Genomic DNA, 16,035 nt, shown 5'->3' on the forward strand with positions numbered 1-16,035 from the left:
TCGATCTGTGCGATCGTAGTTCGACCGCCGGCAGCGAGAGCCACGACAATGAGAGTCAAATTGTCAGTCGTCGCGATGCTCGCGGCGATCTTGCCAGGGCCAACGCGAGCCGCGGCGCTCAGCGACGCCGAAGCGACGTTCCTCGACCAGATGGTCACGGCATCGGTGGTGCTCGAACAGCGATGCGACGGTTACGAGGTCGATGGCAGCGGCAGCGTCCAGCTCGGCGCCCGACTCCTTGGCAGTCCCGATGCGGCAATGGCGATGATCGACGCCTATGCCGCTGCCATCAAGGCCCGCGACGGCGTGAGCTACGATCCCGGCAAATTCCGTCCCGAGGTGTCGGATGCGGCCAGCAAGACATTCAGGCGTGTCCGGACGGACTTGATCAGGAACCCGAAAAGGGCCTGCGCCGATTATGGCGAGGCGAGCGTGGATCGCGGACTGTTGAGGCGGTATTGAACGGGTCTTCAGCATCGTTCCAACGGCAGCTCGATCGGTCTACGCGCTAGCCATCACCAATCCTCGCCAGATAATCCCTCTTGCTGAACTGCATATGATCGACACACAGCTGCGCCAGCGCCCAGCTGTCGCGTCCCCTGAGTAGCTCGATCATCATCTCGTGCTGGCGCCGCGATTGCGTGAGGCCTTCGTGGTCGGCGAGGTTCTTGGCGCGCATCGGCAGGGTCAGGTTCATGTAGTCCTGGAGCGAGCCCACCAGGTAGGGATTGCCGCAGGCCGAGAACAGCGCGAGGTGGAAGGCGTCATTGGCTTCGTGGATGCCGCGCAGATCCTGCGCATCGGCTCTCGCGCAATATTGCCGTTGCAGCGCGGAGAGCTCGTCGATCAGCGATCGCGGCGCGGGCAGCGGGATCATCAGCGCGGCCTGCCGCGTCAGCATCTCCCGGACCTCGTAGATCTGCCGGACTTCCTCGGCCGAGTAGAACCGCACGGTGGCGCCGACGTTCTTCTCGCGGCGGACGATGCCGCGGCGCTCGGCATCCACCAAGGCTTGGCGCACGAAGTGGCGCGAGGTGCCGTAGCGCGACATCAGCGCGTCCTCGGTGAGGCGCGCGCCGGGCGCGAGGCGGCCGAAGATGATGTCCTCCTCCAGCCGCGCGACGACGTCGTCCGGATCGTCGTGCCGGACCGGCATGCTGTCTGCGGTGCGAATGTCGGACATGCCCTCGGCCTCCCGGCGTCTGGCCGGCTCGCCCTGTGGAGCAGGGAAGGGACGGATTGTCAATAATTCGCGCCGGAGAGAGCGCCTTTTAGCGGAAAATGCGACAATATGGATCAAGCTTATTGACAATCGAGGGTCAGGCTGTACCACAATGGCAACTGAAGGGAGTGGCATGATGACGAGTGGTTTGCGCAAGGGTCTGACGAGCTATGGCGATGCCGGCTTCTCGCTGTTCCTGCGCAAGGCATTCATCAAGGCCATGGGCTATTCCGACGACGCGCTGGAGCGTCCGATCGTCGGCATCACCAATACCTATAGCGACTACAATCCCTGCCACGGCAACGTCCCGCAGATCATCGAAGCCGCCAAGCGCGGCGTGATGCTGTCGGGGGCGATGCCGTTCGTGTTTCCGACCATCTCGATCGCGGAGAGCTTTGCCCATCCGACCTCGATGTATCTGCGCAACCTGATGGCGATGGATACCGAGGAGATGATCCGGGCCCAGCCGATGGATTCGGTGATCGTGATCGGCGGCTGCGACAAGACCCTTCCGGCGCAGGTGATGGCGGCGATCAGCGCCGATTTGCCGACCGTGGTCATTCCGGTCGGTCCCATGGTGGTCGGCCATCACAAGGGCGAGGTGCTGGGCGCCTGCACCGATTGCCGCCGTCTATGGGGCAAGTATCGCGCCGGCGAAATCGACGATGTCGAAATCGAAGCAGTGAACGGCCGTCTCGCGCCGTCGGTCGGCACCTGCATGGTGATGGGCACGGCCTCCACCATGGCCTGCATGATCGAAGCCATGGGCCTGTCGCTGCCGATGAGTGCGACGATCCCGGCGCCGCATGCCGAGCGCTTTCGTCTGGCCGAGGCGAGCGGCAAGGTCGCCGCCGAGATGGCCAAGACCAAGGGGCCGAAGCCGAGCGAGCTTTTGACACCCGCATCTTTCAAGAACGCGCAGGTCGTGCTCCAGGCGATCGGTGGCTCCACCAACGGCCTGATCCATCTCACCGCGATGGCGCATCGCTCGCCGCACCGGCTCGATCTCGAGGTGTTCGACCAGATCGGCCGCGAGGTGCCGGTGCTGGTCGACCTCAAGCCGTCGGGCGAGCACTATATGGAGCATTTCCATCACGCCGGCGGCGTGCCGAAGCTGCTCGCGCAACTCGGCGACCTCGTCGATCTCGACGCCAAGACCATCTCGGGCCAGACGCTGCGCGATGTCGTCGCCAATGCCGAGGACGTGCCCGGTCAGGACGCCATTCGCTCGCGTGACAATCCGATTAAGAAAGAGGGCGGCCTTGCCGTGTTGCACGGCAACCTCGCGCCGCGCGGCGCGGTCATCAAGCAATCCGCGGCAAGTCCGAAGCTGTTGAAGCACACTGGGCGCGCGGTGGTGTTCGAATCCGTCGAGGACATGACCTTGCGGGTCGATGATCCCAATCTCGATGTCAGCGCCGACGACGTGCTGGTGCTGCGCAATGCCGGCCCCAAGGGCGCGCCGGGCATGCCGGAGGCCGGCTATCTGCCGATCCCGAAGAAGCTCGCGCGCGGCGGCACCAAGGACATGGTGCGCATTTCGGATGCGCGCATGAGCGGCACCGCGTTCGGCACCATCGTTCTGCACATCACTCCGGAATCCGCCGTTGGCGGGCCGCTGGCGCTGGTGAAGAACGGCGACAAGATCAGCCTGGATGTAGCCAAGCGCAGCATCGAGCTCTTGGTCGATGCGGCCGAGCTGGAGCGCCGGCGCGCTGCCTTGAAGCCGGCGGCTGCGCCCGATGAGGCGCGGCGCGGCTATGCCTGGCTGTTCAACGAAACCATCATGCAGGCCGACGAGGGCTGCGACTTCGACTTCATGCAAAGGACTGGGAAGACCGAGACAAGCTGACGAACGACGAGCGCTCAGACCGCACAAGCGGCGGGCGATAACATAGGGGGAAACGATGATTGCACGATCCATGCCAGGATTCTTACATGGGTTGGCGGCTGCGGCCGCCGTGCTGTTCGTGACCGGGGCGGGGGCGCAGGAGGTGAAGCATTATCGCTTCGCCTATGACCAGCCGCGCAACACCGGCTATTCCATCGCGGGCGACATCTTTGCCGAAAAGCTCAAGGAGTTGAGCAAAGGCACCATGATCATCGACCAGTATCCGGGCGCGCAGCTCGGGCAGGAGCCGCAGGTGCTCCAGCTCGTGAAAGCCGGAGACGTCGAATTCTCGATCATCTCCTCCGCCAACACCGCGACGATCTCGCCGCAGGCCGGCGTGATGTCGCTGCACTATTTGTTCCGTGACGAGAAGCACGTGGTCAAGGGGCTGGCCGATCCCCGCGTGTTTGAAGCGCTCAAGACGATGATCGACGAGACCACGCAGGGGCTGCACGTGATCGCGACCGGATCGCAGGGCGTGCGCCACATGTACGCCAGGAAGGAGATCCACAACGTCGGCGACATCAAGGGCGCAAAGGTCCGCGTGCAGGCGACCGCGACCGAGGACACCATGTTCCCGGCCTACGGTGCCCAGACCGTGCACATGCCGTTCGGCAGCGTTTACACCAGCTTGCAGACCGGGGTCGTCGACGTCGCCGAGAACAGCATCAACGTCTACCTCGTCAACAAGCATTACGAGGTGGCGCCGGTCCTCAACATCACCGAGCACGAGGCCAACAACGCGCTGGTGTTCATCTCCGACAAGCTCTGGCAGAGCCTGTCGGCCGAGCAGAAGGGCTGGGTACAGACGGCGGCCAACGAGATCAGCACCAAGGAGCCGGCGAAGGCGTTCGAGCTGGAGCGCACCGCCGCCGAAAAGCTGAAGAAGATGGGCGTGAAGGTCGTCGATAACGTCGACAAGAAGAGCTTTGTTGCGGTCGCCGACCCTATCTCGACAAGCTCGCCAAGGAGCTCGGGCCGCACGCCGAGAAGATCAAGGACTTGATCCGGTCAATCAATTAGGTCGCTTGCGGCCATCCTTCGAGACGCCCGCCTTGCGGCGGGCCCTCAGGATGAGGTCTCGTTTCGCGGCGAGATTTTAGACCCTCATGGTGAGGAGCCCGTGAAGCGGGCGTCTCGAACCATGCTGGCCGAGCGTGATCGGCAGCTTCCCAGCTGTCACATCCGATAGCTTTGGAACGGGGACTAATGGCCATCGCCGATAAACTGCTTGTGCATCGCCAACGCCACCTGAAATGGCGCTGGCTCGACTGGCTTGAGCTGGCGCTGATGATCCTCTGCGGCGTGCTCTGCTTCGGCTTCTCGCTGTCGGTCACCGCGGACATCGTCACCCGGACCATCGGTCATCCCTGGCTGTGGCTGCAGGAGGTCACCTCGACGCTGTTCATCTACGCGATCTTCATCGGCACGGCCGCTGCGACGCGCCGCAACGACCACCTCTATCTCACCGCGATCTCCGAGGCCTTGCACGGCACCTCGCGGCTGATCGTCGAGCTGATCATCCGCCTCGTCGTGCTCGGTGTCGCCTTCTGCCTGATCTGGTACGGCTATCAGAATTATCTGCGCGGCTTCGGCAGCTTTCGCCTGCCGTCAGGTACGCCGATCGCCTCGCTCTATGCGATCATCCCGCTGTCGGGCGTGCTGATCGGCCTGTTCACCATCGAGCAGCTGGTCAACGGGCTGCGCAACGGCTTCGATCATCCCGAGCCGCCAGAGGAGGATGGAACGCCCATCGTCACCGACGCGCAGGCGAGGGCGCAGCTATGAGCGCACCTGTTGTTCTGGCGTTGATGACGATCTGCTTCCTGTCGTTCGGCTATCTCGGCGTGCCCGTGCCGTTCTCGCTGATGGCCGGCGTTTTCATCGGCGCGATCCTGTCCGACGTTTCGCTCGCGGCCATCATCCAGAAGATCTTTGACGGCGTGGATTCCGAGGCGCTGCTGGCGATCCCGTTCTTCCTGCTGGTCGGCGAGCTCATGAGCTCGGCGAATGTGGTGGTGCGGATCGCGAACCTCTCGGTGTCGCTGGTCGGACATATCAGGGGCGGGCTGTCGCAGGTCGTCGTCGTCTTCAGCATGTTCTTCTCGGAGATGTCGGGCTCGACCACCGCCGACGTCGCCGTGATGAGCCGCGCGCTTGGCGGGCCGATGAAGCGAGAGGGTTACGAGCCGGCCTTCATCGCCGCCATCATTGCCTCCGCCTCGACCATTGCTGCGCTGGTGCCGCCGAGCATCACCGCCGTGGTCTATGGCGCGGTCGGCAACGTCTCGATCGCGGGCCTGTTCATGGCGGGCGTGGTGCCCGGCCTGATGATCGGCTTCGGTCTGATGCTTTATTGCTACTTCTTCGGCCCCTCCGGCCTGCGCAAGCCGCGCGCGCCGCTTCGGCAGGTGGTGTTCGCCGCCGGCGATGCGGCGCTGCCGCTGATGATCCCGGTGATCCTGCTCGGCGGCATCCTGACCGGCTGGTTCACGCCGACGGAAGCCGGCGTGGTCGCCGTGGTCTGGATCGTGCTGGTCGTGATCCCCGCGCTCAATCGCGGGCACATCAAGAGTATCCCTTACGATTTTTGCATTGCCGGACTGATCTTCTCGCTGCCGCTGGTCACCATCGGCGCGGCCAATGCCTTCGGCTGGATGCTCGCTTATCTGCGTGGGGCGAGCTACATCGCCGAAATCATCACCTCGATGGCAGGTAACGATCCGCATCTGATCATGCTGCTGATGGTGCTGCTCTTCACCGTGGTCGGCGATTTCATCGAACCGGTGCCGACCATCATCATCTTCATGCCGCTGGTCAACACACTGACGGAGGCGGGTGACATCAATAGCGTCCATATGGGCGTGGTGCTGATCGCCACGCTGGCCTTCGGCCTGATCACGCCGCCTTACGGGCTGGTGCTGCTGATGGCCTCGAAATTCGTCGGCATAAGTTTCGCGAAAGCGCTACGCGCTGCGTTGCCGATCTATCTGGTGTTCCTGGGGACGATCGCATTCGCGATCTACTTCCCGAGCGTGGTGCTGTGGCTGCCGCAGAAAGTGCTGCCGGAATCGGTCGGCTGCTTCAAGTCGCCGGCGGGGACGGGCTATATCTGTCCGAAGTAACGACTTGCTCGACGCGCCATTGCGCCTGCTCGCGCAGGTAACGGAACGGCGTGCCATGGCTATTCTTGAAGTAGCTGCCGCACAGCGCGTTGGCCATCCCCTGCATCACCGCGTCATGGCAGACGAACAGGAGATCGTCGCCGCGATGACGGTCGAGCCACGCCGAGACGCAAGCCAGCGACCGTTTCGTCATGGCGTCCCAGCTCTCGCCGTCGGCCGGCAGGATCGAGACGAGGCCCGTCGCCGACTTGACCCCGTGCTTGATCATGAGGTCGCGAACTGGCAGGCCTTCAAAGCTCCCGAAGTCGAACTCGATGATGCCGTCGTCAATCGCCAGCGGCACCGAGATCGCGGCCGCGATGATCTCGGCCGTTCGCGCCGCGCGGGCCAAGGGACTTGCGACGATGCGGCTGATGCCTGCGCCGCGCAGCATGTCCACCGCCTCGTGCGCCTGCCTGAGGCCGTCCTCGTTCAGCGGATTGTCGGTCCGCCCCTGGAATCGTCCCTCGCGATTCCAGTCGGTCGCGCCGTGGCGAAGGCCGTAGAACGTACGCGCTGGTGTCGTCACTTCGACTTGCTCGTGAATTTCTTCACGGCGCTGCGAAATTCCTCCGTGTTCATCGCCATGATAATCTTGTGCTCCTCGGCATCGAGCTGCTGCTTCACCGGCGTGGTGGCGGCCTGATAGACCAGCGATTTGGTGCCTGATATCGCCGCCGGCGGGTTCTGCGCCAGACGCTCCGCGAGTTTTCGTGTGGCCGCTTTCAGTTCGGCGGCCGGAACCGTCTTGGCGACGAGGCCCCATTCATAGGCCTGCTGCGCGGTAAAATTGTCCTCGGCGAGAAAGATCTGCAGCGCCCGGCGGGAGCCGACCGTGCCGACGATGCCGACCGTCGAGCCGCCGTCCGGCGACACCCCGATCTTGGCATAAGCCGGCGTGAATTTGGCGTCGTCCGCGGCGATGCAGAGATCGGTGACGAAGGCGAGGCCCATGCCGGCACCGGCGGCCGAGCCGTGAACGCTGGACAACGAGATTTTCGGCATGCGCCGGATGATTTCGATGAAGGCGTGATAGTGCTTCAGGAGCTCGCCGACAACAGGCGTCACCGTGCCCGCTTCGGCGGCGGCACCAATCGTCTGCAGATCGCCGCCCGCCGAGAACGCACGGCCTTCGCCTTCGAGCACGACGACCTTGATGTCGTCAGCGCCTTCGAGATAGGCCGCAAGCTGCTCTAGCTTCTGCGCGATGGCGAGATTGATGGAGTTGAACGCGGCGGGACGGTTAAGCGTGATGGTCGCGATCGGGCCGTCGATCCGCAGCAGGGCGGGATCATCGGGCTGGGAGATGGGAGCTGGCATCTGAGAGAGTCTCCGGCAGGAGGTGGTTGCTGCAACTAAATCGCAGAAGGGCAGGGGTGACAATCCCCGACCGCCGCCCTTGCGCGGGACGAAACGATAGGCTCAAATGGGGCTGCCTTTGCCAAGGGACGGACACGAGCGCCGGCTCCTCGTAAGGCCAGCAACCAAAATCAGCGAGAGAGGAGACGGCATGGGTCACGCTCGTGTCTTCCGGAAATGGGCTGTCCAATGAGCGACGGTCCGGTGATCATCGTCGGTGCCGGCCATGGCGGCTATCAGGTCGCGGCATCGCTGCGCCAGGCGGGCTTTTCGCAGCGCATTTGCCTGATCAATGACGAGGCGCATCTGCCCTATCAGCGGCCGCCTTTGTCCAAGGCCTATATCAAGGGCTCGGCCGGGCCGGAGAGCCTGATGTTCCGGCCGGAGAAATTTTATCAGGACCAGAAGATCGAGCTGATCGCGGGCCGTGCAGTGTCGATCGACCGCGCCGGCCACAAGGTGCTGCTCGCCTCGGGCGAGACGCTGGCCTACGGTCATCTCGTGCTGGCGACGGGCGCGCGCAACCGGCTGCTTGATCTGCCGAATGCGAATCTGCCCGACGTGAAGTATTTGCGCATCCTCGACGAGAGCGAGGCGCTGCGTGCGATCATGCCCTCGAAGTCACGGGTCGTGGTGATCGGCGCCGGCTTCATCGGCCTGGAATTCGCCGCCACCGCGCGGATCAAGGACCTCGAGGTCGACGTGCTCGAGCTCGCCCCGCGCGTGATGGCGCGGGCGGTGACGGCGGAGGTGTCGGAGTATTTTCAGGAACGCCATCGCGAGGCCGGTATCCGCGTCCATCTCGGCGTGCAGGCGACCTCGATCGAGGCAGAAGGCGGCAAGGTCACCGGGGTCTCCCTGAGCGACGGTCGGCATCTGCCCGCCGACCTCGTCGTGGTCGGCGTCGGTGTGCTGCCCAACATCGAGCTTGCCGCGGAAGCCGGGCTGCCGGTCGCCGCCGGGATCATTGTCGACGAATATCTTTCGACGGCTGACCCTGACATCTCCGCGATCGGCGATTGCGCACTGTTCGCAAGCCCGCGCTTCGGCGGATCGCTGCGGCTGGAATCGGTGCAGAACGCCACCGACCACGCCCGCTGCCTCGCCGCGCGACTGACCGGCGACCGCAAACCTTACGACAGCCATCCCTGGTTCTGGAGCGACCAGGGCGACGATAAGCTCCAGATCTCCGGCCTCACCACCGGCTACGACCGCGTCGTGCTGCGTGGCAGCGCCGCGAACAAGGCGTTTTCCGCGTTCTGCTACAAGGGTGAGACGCTGCTCGGCATCGAATCGATCAACCGCGCCGGCGATCACATGTTCGGCCGACGGTTGCAGGGCATGAATCGTTCGATCACGCCGGCGCAGGCCGCGGATGAAAGCTTCGATCTGAAGAGCGCGCTGGCGTGATCAGCCAGCGCGGAGCACAGCCGCCACTTCCGCAGCCGTCGGCATCGACGGCCCCGCGCCCATGCGCTGCACGCTGATCGAAGCGGCGGCGTTGGCGAAGGCGAGGGCGGCGCGCAAGGGCACACCGTCAGCCAGTTGCGCGGCGAGCGCGCCGACAAAACAATCACCGGCACCGGTGGTATCGATCGCCTTCACGGCACGCCCGGGCACGGCGGCCTCTTCGCGCCCCGCAAGCGCAAGCACGCCGCGCTTGCCGAGCGTGATGCAGATGGTCTGGTCCGCGCGCGCCTGAAGTATTCGCGCAACATCGAAGATCTTCGCGGCCTCGTCGCCGTCGGACAATTCCTCACCGGCGAGGAAGCCGAGCTCGGTCTCGTTCAGCACGAGGATGTCGACGAGCGCGAGCAGTTCACCGGACATCTTTTGCGCTGGCGCCGGGTTCAGCAAGGTCACGGCCCCGGCCTCGCGTGCGCGCCCAAAGAACGCGGCAATCGTCGGCAGCGGGATCTCGAACTGGCTGACCGCGACGTCACCCTTCGCCAGCGGCACGTCCGCGACGTCGTCCGCGCCGACCTGCGCATTGCTGCCGGGGATGACGACGATCGTATTGTCGGAGGCGGCGACGGTGATGATCGCAGTGCCAGTGTGGGTGTCGGCGTCGCGGACGGAGCCGAGATCAATGCCCTGATCGCCAAGAAACGTCCGCAACTCGGCCCCGAACGAATCCTTCCCCAATCGCCCGATCAACGTGGTCTTCGCGCCGAGCCGTGACGCCGCCACGGCCTGGTTCGCACCCTTGCCGCCTGGAAAATACAGCACCTCGCGGCCGGCGACGGTCTCGCCGATGCGCGGGTGGCGATCGGCGGTCGCCACCACATCCATGTTGATGCTGCCGGCGACGAAAACGCGCCCCATCTGGATCTAGACCCTGACCTCGAACTCGTGCCTGACCTTGGCGATGTCGACGAGCGTCGGCAAGCCGGCCTCGTTGCCGAGGCGCTGGATCTTGAAGGTCGAAGCGGCCCTGGCAAAATCAAAGTGCTCGCGCCAGCTTTTGCCGGGATGGGCGAGGTAGGAATAGACATAGGCGCCATGGAAGACGTCGCCGGCGCCGTTGGTATCGATCACGCGCTCGCGCGGAATCGGCATCGCCGGCATCACCTGCACCGCCCCTGTTTCGTCGTACCAGAGCAGGCCCTTCTCGCCCATGGTGATGCCGCCGATCTTGCAGCCGCGGCTCTTGAGATAGTCGAGCATCTTCTCCGGCGTCAGGTCCATCTGCTCGCACAGGCGCTCGGCCACGATGGCGACGTCGATATATTCCAGCAGCTCATGGGTGTTGGTGCGTAGGCCGCCGCCGTCGAGCGAGGTCAGGATGCCGGCCTCGCGGCAGACCTTGGCGTAGTGGATCGCGGCATCGGGCTGATGACCATCCACGTGCAGCGCGCGGCAGCCGCCGAGATTGAGCATCGGAAAGGGGTGGATGTGCTCGTCGTCGCGGCAGCGGACGATGGCGCGTTTGCCGTCCTTGGGCATGATGAAGGAGAGCGAGGACTGGTTGACCTTCCGCCCGTGCAGCGAGATCGCGTATTTCGCGCACATGTCCTGGAACATGCGCCCCAGCCAGTCATTGGCCGCGGTGGCGATCAGGTCAGGCACGATGCCGAGCTTGGCGCAGCAGAACGCCGCCGTCACCGCGTTGCCGCCGAAGGAGACCGCGTAGTCCGAGGCCACGTGCTTCTCGTCCCCGGTCGGCATGTGGTCCGTGATGAAGACGACGTCGATATAGGTCTGTCCGATGAAGAGAGCCTGCATTGCTTGTCCGTCATGCGCTTTGTGGTCCAGGCCGGCGCGCTTACTGTAGCACCGGTTCCGCTCAGGGATCGCTGAAATTATTCGCAAATCTGCCGCCCCAAGCGCTTGAGGTCAGCATGAGGCCGGAATACGACCATCACCGGGCAATGCCAAGCCCGGACAAGCGCCGTGTTTTCTGCGCATTGGTTCCAGGTCAATAAAAGGGTCGATCAAAAGGGGGACATATGATCACCGGCCTCGATCACGTCGTCGCTCTGGTCAGGGATATCGGTGCAGCCAAGGCGGCCTACCAGACGCTGCTCGCCCGTGCGCCGGCCTGGCAGAATTCCGGCGAGGGCGCCGACCGCGTGCTGTTCACCCTCGAGAACATGACGATCGAATTGATGGCGCCGAGCGGTTTCAGCGTGACGGCCGATCGGATGCGTGCGCTGCTCGACGACCAGGAGGGCGTGCTCGCCAGCCTGTGCTTTCGTGTCGCAGACATGAGCAGGATGCACCGGCGGCTGCAGCGGGTGGCCTTGAGCCCGGATCCGGTTGCCGAGGTCGAAAGCAGCGACGACGAGTCGGGCGCCGTCCTGCACTGGAAGCGCACGCGCGCCGCCACGGAACTCACGCGCGGCGTGCGCATGTTCTTCCTCGAGCTGGCCGACGAGCGTCCGCTCTCCCCGGCGACCGACGTCGCGCCGATCGACGCACTCGACCATGTCGTCGTCACCACCGAGGATTCCGAACGCGCCGCCGCGCTCTACGGCGCACGGCTCGGGCTCGATTTGGCGCTCGACCGCTCGCACCAGGACTGGGGCCAGCTGATGTTCTTCCGCTGCGGCGATCTGATCGTCGAGGTGGTCCGCCGGCCGGTCGCCGGCGGTGACCACGCGCGTGACCGGCTCTGGGGCCTGAGCTGGCGGGTCGCCGACATTGACGCCACGCGCGCCCGTCTGATCGCCGCCGGCCTCGACGTCACCGAGGTCCGCAACGGCCGCAAGCCCGGCACGCGAATCATGACGGTGCGGAACGGGACGTGCGGCATTCAGACCGTTCTGCTGGAGCGCTCGCCCAAGCCGGTGGGGTGAAAGCGGTCTTTCCACTCGAAGACTCTCGTAGGGTGGGCAAAGCGAAGCGTGCCCACGTCTTGGCTGCTCGATGAGAAGACGTGGGCACGGCGCAAGAGTGCCTTTGCCCCCCCTACGAAACCGGGTTGCTTGGCTTTCACTGTCGCGAAACTATGCGGCGGGCTGCCCGCGTGTTACACGCGTACCGACAGCACCCCAGCGAGCACTCCACTTGGCGAAGGCAAAGCGAACTCTGAAATGGCAGCGCGATCCCGAGGGGATGCGGCTGCGCATTCTCGAAGCCGCCAAGCAGGAGTTTTCCGCCCACGGGCTCGCCGGCGCGCGCGTCGACCGTATTGCGGCGAAGGCCGGCGCCAACAAGCGCATGCTCTACTACCACGTGGGCAACAAGGACGAGCTTTACCTCGCGGTGCTCGAAGGCGCCTATGACAAGATCCGCAGCGAGGAGCGCGGGCTCGATCTCGAGCATCTTGATCCGCCCGAGGCCATCAGGCGGCTGATCGAGTTCACCTGGAACTACTTCCTGCGAAATCCCGAATTCCTGTCGCTGCTGCAGACCGAGAACCTCGCGCGCGCAAAGCACCTGAAGAAATCGACCAAGGTCAAGTCGATGCATTCGCCCTTCGTCGAGATGATCCGCACCGTGGTGCGACGCGGCGTCGACAGCGGCGACTTCCAGGTCGCGGTCGATCCGGTGCAGCTCTACATCTCGATCGCAGGCCTCTGCTTCTTCTACCTCTCGAACTCGGCGACGCTCAGCGTGATCTTCGGCCGCGATCTCCTGGACAAAAAGGCCAAGGACGAGCGGTTGGCCCACATGGTCGGCCTGGTGCTGGCGGCGCTGACGGGGCAGTCCGTGGCCTTGTTCGAGATCGCGGAAGCGCCGAAGTCGCGCAGCGTGGTAGCGCAGACTGTGTAGTGCTCGCGCGTCGCTGGTCGACGATCGGCTGCTGATGCCAAGTTCTTCGCTGTCATCGCCCGACTTGATCGGGCGATCCAGTATTCCAGAGACAGCGAAGGGATGCGGAGAGGGCGCGGCGTACTGGATTCCCCACTTTCGCGGAGAATGACACCGAGAGTGGGGCGGTCTCATACCCCGGACGCAGCGCAGCACGTCCCATTTCCAATGCACCGCGGAACCCGCCGCAAAACGTCACAGGGAAAGGTCTGGACAGTATTTATCCAACGGGTTAATTTCTCCCCGCAACGAAGAAGACTGCCGGGAGTGAAAATTGGCCGAGCTGAAGCCGCAAAATGCGATCTCCAAGCTGCTGAATGCGGCCTGGGTTCGGCCGTTCTTGTTCCTCGTCTTCATCGTCGTCGCCTGGGATCTCGCCATCCGGCTGTTCAGGATCCCCGCCTACCAGATCCCGTCGCCGCTCGATGTCGTTGCCGTATTGCGTACCGACTGGCCGGAATTGCTGCGCCAGTCCTGGCCGACGACCTATGCGACGGTCTGCGGTTTCGCGCTGTCCGCTCTGTTCGGCATTCCCGTCGCGATGCTGATTGCGGGCTCGAAGACGGTGGAGAGCTACATCTATCCGCTGCTGGTGTTCTCGCAATCCGTGCCCAAGATCGCGATCGCGCCGCTGTTCGTGGTTTGGTTCGGCTTCGGCATCATTCCAAAGGTGATCTCGGCGTTCCTGCTCGGCTTCTTTCCGGTGGTGGTCTCGGCCGTGCAGGGCTTCAAATCGGTCGATCCTGACATGGTCGATCTCGCCCGCGCCATGCAGGGCAGCCGCTTCCAGGTGTTTTGTGCGGTGAATCTGCCGCACGCGTTGCCTGCGATCTTCTCGGGTCTCAAAGTATCGGTGACGCTCGCCGTGGTCGGCGCCGTCGTCGGCGAGTTCGTGGGGTCCAATTCCGGCATCGGCTACGTGATGCAGCGCTCGATCGGCACTTTCGACCTCCCGACGATGTTCGCAGCCCTGGTGATCCTCGCGCTGCTCGGCGTGATCCTGTTTTGGATCGTCGACCGGATCGAGAAGCTGGTCATTCCCTGGCATGTCAGCCAGCGCGAGGACGTGATTTTCGCTTCTTAACTAGAACACAAACGGCCACCAACGGCCGAAACAACAACGGCAAGGGAGAGTGACGATGAAGCGGTTGATTGGGGCTGTCTCAGCGGTGCTGATGGTGTTTGCGGCCATGCCGGCGCAGGCGGCCGACAAGGTCGTGCTGATGCTGAACTGGTACGTCTATGGCGAGCACGCGCCGTTCTATTATGGCAAGGCCAAGGGCATCTACGCCGCCGAAGGCATCGAGCTCGAAATCCAGGAAGGCCGCGGCTCGGCTGCGACCACGCAGGCCGTCGCTGCCAAGACCGCCGATTTCGGCTATGTCGACGTTCCCACCATGATGCGCGCCGCGATCAAGGGCGCGCCCGTGGTTGCGACCGGTGTGCTGCTGCAGACCTCACCTATGTCCGCCATGGGTTTTGCTGACAAGAACATCAGAAAGCCCGAAGACATCAAGGGCAAGACCGTGGCGATCACGCCGGCCGATTCCATGACCCAGATCTGGCCGCTGTTCCTGAAGAAGACGGGTCTGAAGGAAAGCGACTTCCAGACCGTTGCCGGCGACGGCCAGACCAAGCTCAACGCGGTCATCAACGGCCAGGCTGATCTGCTGCTCGGCTATGTCATGGACCAGTCGATGAAGATCAAGGACGCCACCGGCAAGGACGTCTACCCGATCAAGTTTGCCGACTACGGCATCAACATGGTCTCCTCCGGCATCATCGCCAATGCTGACTATGTGAAGGCCAATGCCGATCTCGTCCGCCGCTTCATGTCGGCGACGACCAAGGCGGTGGAAGCCGCCGAGAAGGAGCCGAAGGCCGCCGCGCAGTCGATCCTCGATGCCAACCCCAAGGGCGGCAAGATCGACACGCTGACGCAGGGTTTTGAGCTGACCATTCCGCTGTACCGGACCGCGGAGACCAAGAGCAAGCGGCCGTTCCAGGTCACGGACCAGAACATGACGGACTCCGTCAACCTGATGGTCGAATATGGCGGACTGGATGCCAAGGCCAAGGACAACCCGAAAGCCTTCTACACCAACGACTATCTGCCGAAGAGTGGCTCGTGAGCGATCAATATCCGCCGTCGTCCCTGCGAACGCAGGGACCCATAACCACCGGCCTTGATTGTTGCGGAAGGTCTTTCCCCGCGTGCCTGAACGTACCGGCACGGCGTATGGGTCCCTGCGTTCGCAGGGACGACGGGGGGAGAGCGCTGCGATGAACCCTGCGAGCAAGCCAATCGATGTCCAGCCGGCCGCCCATCTGAGACTGGTGAGCGACCGGGCCGCCGGCGATGCCTCGGGCATCAAACTGTCCGGCGTGTCGAAGACCTACCGGACGCGCGACGGCGATGTGCCGTCGCTGCGTCCGCTCGACTTCCACATCAACGACGGCGAGTTCTTCGTCGTGGTCGGGCCATCCGGCTGCGGCAAGTCCACGCTGCTCAAGCTGATCTCCGGCTTGCTGCCGCCGACATCAGGCGAGATCCTGGTCGAGGGCGAGAAGGTGACGACGCCGCACGGCAATGTCGGCATCGTCTTCCAGAACGCGTTGCTGCTGCCCTGGCGCAACATCCTGTCCAACGTCATGCTGCCGATCGACATGAAGCGGCTGCCCCGGGACAAATATCTTCCCCGCGCCAAGGCGCTGCTGAAGCTGGTCGGCCTCGAAGGCTTCGAGAAGAAGCTGCCGTGGCAGCTCTCCGGTGGCATGCAGCAGCGCGCCTCGATCTGTCGCGCACTGGTGCACGATCCAAAAATCATGCTGATGGACGAGCCGTTTGGCGCGCTCGATGCGCTGACGCGGGAGCGCATGAATGTCGAGCTGATGCGGATCCAGCGCGAGACCAGGAAGACGGTGCTGCTGATCACGCATTCGATTCCGGAGGCCGTGTTCCTGGCCGACCGCGTGCTGGTCATGACCGAGCGCCCCGGCGCAATCGCCGCGATCTACGACGTACCGCTACCGCGCCCGCGCTCGCTCGACGTCATGGCCGACCCGGTTTTCACCGAGCTTGTGCAGCGCATCCGCAAGCATTTCTTCTCGCAAGGTGCATTGGACTGAGGCAATGCGACTGA

At 64.0% G+C, this 16,035-nt stretch carries 15 protein-coding genes and 1 pseudogene; 11 read left to right on the forward strand and 5 right to left on the reverse strand.

What is annotated here, in order from left to right; all coding sequences use genetic code 11:
• Positions 1-48 precede the first annotated feature (48 nt).
• Positions 49-462 (forward strand): hypothetical protein, encoded by a 414-nt coding sequence (locus GGD65_RS32815; RefSeq protein ID WP_183237941.1) that lies wholly within the window; start codon positions 49-51, stop codon positions 460-462.
• Positions 463-508: 46 nt separating this feature from the next.
• On the opposite strand, the gene GGD65_RS32820 is transcribed toward GGD65_RS32815, so the two are convergent.
• The gene (locus GGD65_RS32820; RefSeq protein ID WP_183237942.1) at positions 509-1,183 is read right to left on the reverse strand and encodes a GntR family transcriptional regulator; all 675 of its coding nucleotides are present in this window, start codon (positions 1,181-1,183) and stop codon (positions 509-511) included.
• A 175-nt stretch (positions 1,184-1,358) separates the two neighbouring features.
• Here GGD65_RS32820 and GGD65_RS32825 point away from each other — a divergent pair, with 175 nt between their 5' ends.
• The 4 genes and pseudogenes from GGD65_RS32825 to GGD65_RS32840 all read left to right on the forward strand — a co-directional run bounded on the left by GGD65_RS32825 (position 1,359) and on the right by GGD65_RS32840 (position 6,238).
• Positions 1,359-3,074 (forward strand): IlvD/Edd family dehydratase, encoded by a 1,716-nt coding sequence (locus tag GGD65_RS32825; RefSeq protein ID WP_183237996.1) that lies wholly within the window; start codon positions 1,359-1,361, stop codon positions 3,072-3,074.
• 55 nt (positions 3,075-3,129) lie between these two features.
• Positions 3,130-4,136, forward strand: a pseudogene (locus GGD65_RS32830) (TRAP transporter substrate-binding protein).
• A 186-nt stretch (positions 4,137-4,322) separates the two neighbouring features.
• The gene (locus tag GGD65_RS32835; protein WP_018322810.1) at positions 4,323-4,901 is read left to right on the forward strand and encodes a TRAP transporter small permease; all 579 of its coding nucleotides are present in this window, start codon (positions 4,323-4,325) and stop codon (positions 4,899-4,901) included.
• The gene (locus GGD65_RS32840; protein ID WP_092259633.1) at positions 4,898-6,238 is read left to right on the forward strand and encodes a TRAP transporter large permease; all 1,341 of its coding nucleotides are present in this window, start codon (positions 4,898-4,900) and stop codon (positions 6,236-6,238) included. Before GGD65_RS32835 ends, GGD65_RS32840 begins: the two co-directional genes overlap by 4 nt.
• Here the strand turns inward: GGD65_RS32840 and GGD65_RS32845 are convergent.
• Positions 6,198-6,806 (reverse strand): histidine phosphatase family protein, encoded by a 609-nt coding sequence (locus tag GGD65_RS32845; protein ID WP_183237943.1) that lies wholly within the window; start codon positions 6,804-6,806, stop codon positions 6,198-6,200. The two genes, GGD65_RS32840 and GGD65_RS32845, sit on opposite strands and share 41 nt — an antisense overlap.
• The gene (locus GGD65_RS32850) at positions 6,803-7,597 is read right to left on the reverse strand and encodes an enoyl-CoA hydratase/isomerase family protein (RefSeq protein WP_183237944.1); all 795 of its coding nucleotides are present in this window, start codon (positions 7,595-7,597) and stop codon (positions 6,803-6,805) included. The genes GGD65_RS32845 and GGD65_RS32850 overlap by 4 nt, the downstream gene beginning before the upstream one ends.
• Before the next feature lie 228 nt (positions 7,598-7,825).
• Here GGD65_RS32850 and GGD65_RS32855 point away from each other — a divergent pair, with 228 nt between their 5' ends.
• A complete protein-coding gene (locus GGD65_RS32855) occupies positions 7,826-9,046 on the forward strand; it encodes an NAD(P)/FAD-dependent oxidoreductase (RefSeq protein ID WP_183237945.1) in 1,221 nt (406 codons plus the stop codon).
• Here GGD65_RS32855 and rbsK read toward each other — a convergent pair whose 3' ends face one another.
• Positions 9,047-9,961: a ribokinase gene (gene rbsK / locus GGD65_RS32860; RefSeq protein WP_183237946.1), complete on the reverse strand. Its 915-nt coding sequence runs from the start codon at positions 9,959-9,961 to the stop codon at positions 9,047-9,049.
• Positions 9,962-9,967: 6 nt separating this feature from the next.
• Positions 9,968-10,861 carry a sugar kinase gene (locus GGD65_RS32865; RefSeq protein ID WP_183237947.1) on the reverse strand — a complete coding sequence of 298 codons (894 nt, stop codon included), beginning with the start codon at positions 10,859-10,861 and terminating at the stop codon, positions 9,968-9,970.
• A gap of 224 nt (positions 10,862-11,085) precedes the next feature.
• Here GGD65_RS32865 and GGD65_RS32870 point away from each other — a divergent pair, with 224 nt between their 5' ends.
• The 5 genes from GGD65_RS32870 to GGD65_RS32890 all read left to right on the forward strand — a co-directional run bounded on the left by GGD65_RS32870 (position 11,086) and on the right by GGD65_RS32890 (position 16,021).
• Positions 11,086-11,934, forward strand: coding sequence for a VOC family protein (locus GGD65_RS32870; protein WP_018322817.1), 849 nt, complete (start codon positions 11,086-11,088; stop codon positions 11,932-11,934).
• 211 nt (positions 11,935-12,145) lie between these two features.
• On the forward strand, positions 12,146-12,853 hold the full coding sequence (locus tag GGD65_RS32875; RefSeq protein ID WP_183237948.1) for a TetR/AcrR family transcriptional regulator: 708 nt from the start codon (positions 12,146-12,148) through the stop codon (positions 12,851-12,853).
• A 313-nt stretch (positions 12,854-13,166) separates the two neighbouring features.
• Complete coding sequence (locus tag GGD65_RS32880; protein WP_018322819.1) at positions 13,167-13,976, forward strand: ABC transporter permease; 810 nt, start codon at positions 13,167-13,169, stop codon at positions 13,974-13,976.
• A 55-nt stretch (positions 13,977-14,031) separates the two neighbouring features.
• The gene (locus GGD65_RS32885) at positions 14,032-15,024 is read left to right on the forward strand and encodes an ABC transporter substrate-binding protein (RefSeq protein WP_177237254.1); all 993 of its coding nucleotides are present in this window, start codon (positions 14,032-14,034) and stop codon (positions 15,022-15,024) included.
• 151 nt (positions 15,025-15,175) lie between these two features.
• Positions 15,176-16,021, forward strand: a complete 846-nt coding sequence (locus GGD65_RS32890; protein ID WP_183237949.1) for an ABC transporter ATP-binding protein — start codon at positions 15,176-15,178, stop codon at positions 16,019-16,021.
• The last annotated feature ends 14 nt before the right edge of the window (positions 16,022-16,035 follow it).

Source organism: Bradyrhizobium sp. CIR18 (assembly GCF_014198295.1).
Lineage (GTDB): Bacteria > Pseudomonadota > Alphaproteobacteria > Rhizobiales > Xanthobacteraceae > Bradyrhizobium.

Excerpts from the sequence above, each read along its gene's own strand:
- GGD65_RS32815 (WP_183237941.1), top strand. The coding sequence starts at position 49 with ATGAGAGTCAAATTGTCAGTCGTCGCGATGCTCGCGGCGATCTTGCCA.
- GGD65_RS32820 (WP_183237942.1), bottom strand. The coding sequence starts at position 1,183 with ATGTCCGACATTCGCACCGCAGACAGCATGCCGGTCCGGCACGACGAT.
- GGD65_RS32825 (WP_183237996.1), top strand. The coding sequence starts at position 1,359 with ATGACGAGTGGTTTGCGCAAGGGTCTGACGAGCTATGGCGATGCCGGC.
- GGD65_RS32835 (WP_018322810.1), top strand. The coding sequence starts at position 4,323 with ATGGCCATCGCCGATAAACTGCTTGTGCATCGCCAACGCCACCTGAAA.
- GGD65_RS32840 (WP_092259633.1), top strand. The coding sequence starts at position 4,898 with ATGAGCGCACCTGTTGTTCTGGCGTTGATGACGATCTGCTTCCTGTCG.
- GGD65_RS32850 (WP_183237944.1), bottom strand. The coding sequence starts at position 7,597 with ATGCCAGCTCCCATCTCCCAGCCCGATGATCCCGCCCTGCTGCGGATC.
- GGD65_RS32855 (WP_183237945.1), top strand. The coding sequence starts at position 7,826 with ATGAGCGACGGTCCGGTGATCATCGTCGGTGCCGGCCATGGCGGCTAT.
- rbsK (WP_183237946.1), bottom strand. The coding sequence starts at position 9,961 with ATGGGGCGCGTTTTCGTCGCCGGCAGCATCAACATGGATGTGGTGGCG.
- GGD65_RS32865 (WP_183237947.1), bottom strand. The coding sequence starts at position 10,861 with ATGCAGGCTCTCTTCATCGGACAGACCTATATCGACGTCGTCTTCATC.
- GGD65_RS32870 (WP_018322817.1), top strand. The coding sequence starts at position 11,086 with ATGATCACCGGCCTCGATCACGTCGTCGCTCTGGTCAGGGATATCGGT.
- GGD65_RS32885 (WP_177237254.1), top strand. The coding sequence starts at position 14,032 with ATGAAGCGGTTGATTGGGGCTGTCTCAGCGGTGCTGATGGTGTTTGCG.
- GGD65_RS32890 (WP_183237949.1), top strand. The coding sequence starts at position 15,176 with ATGAACCCTGCGAGCAAGCCAATCGATGTCCAGCCGGCCGCCCATCTG.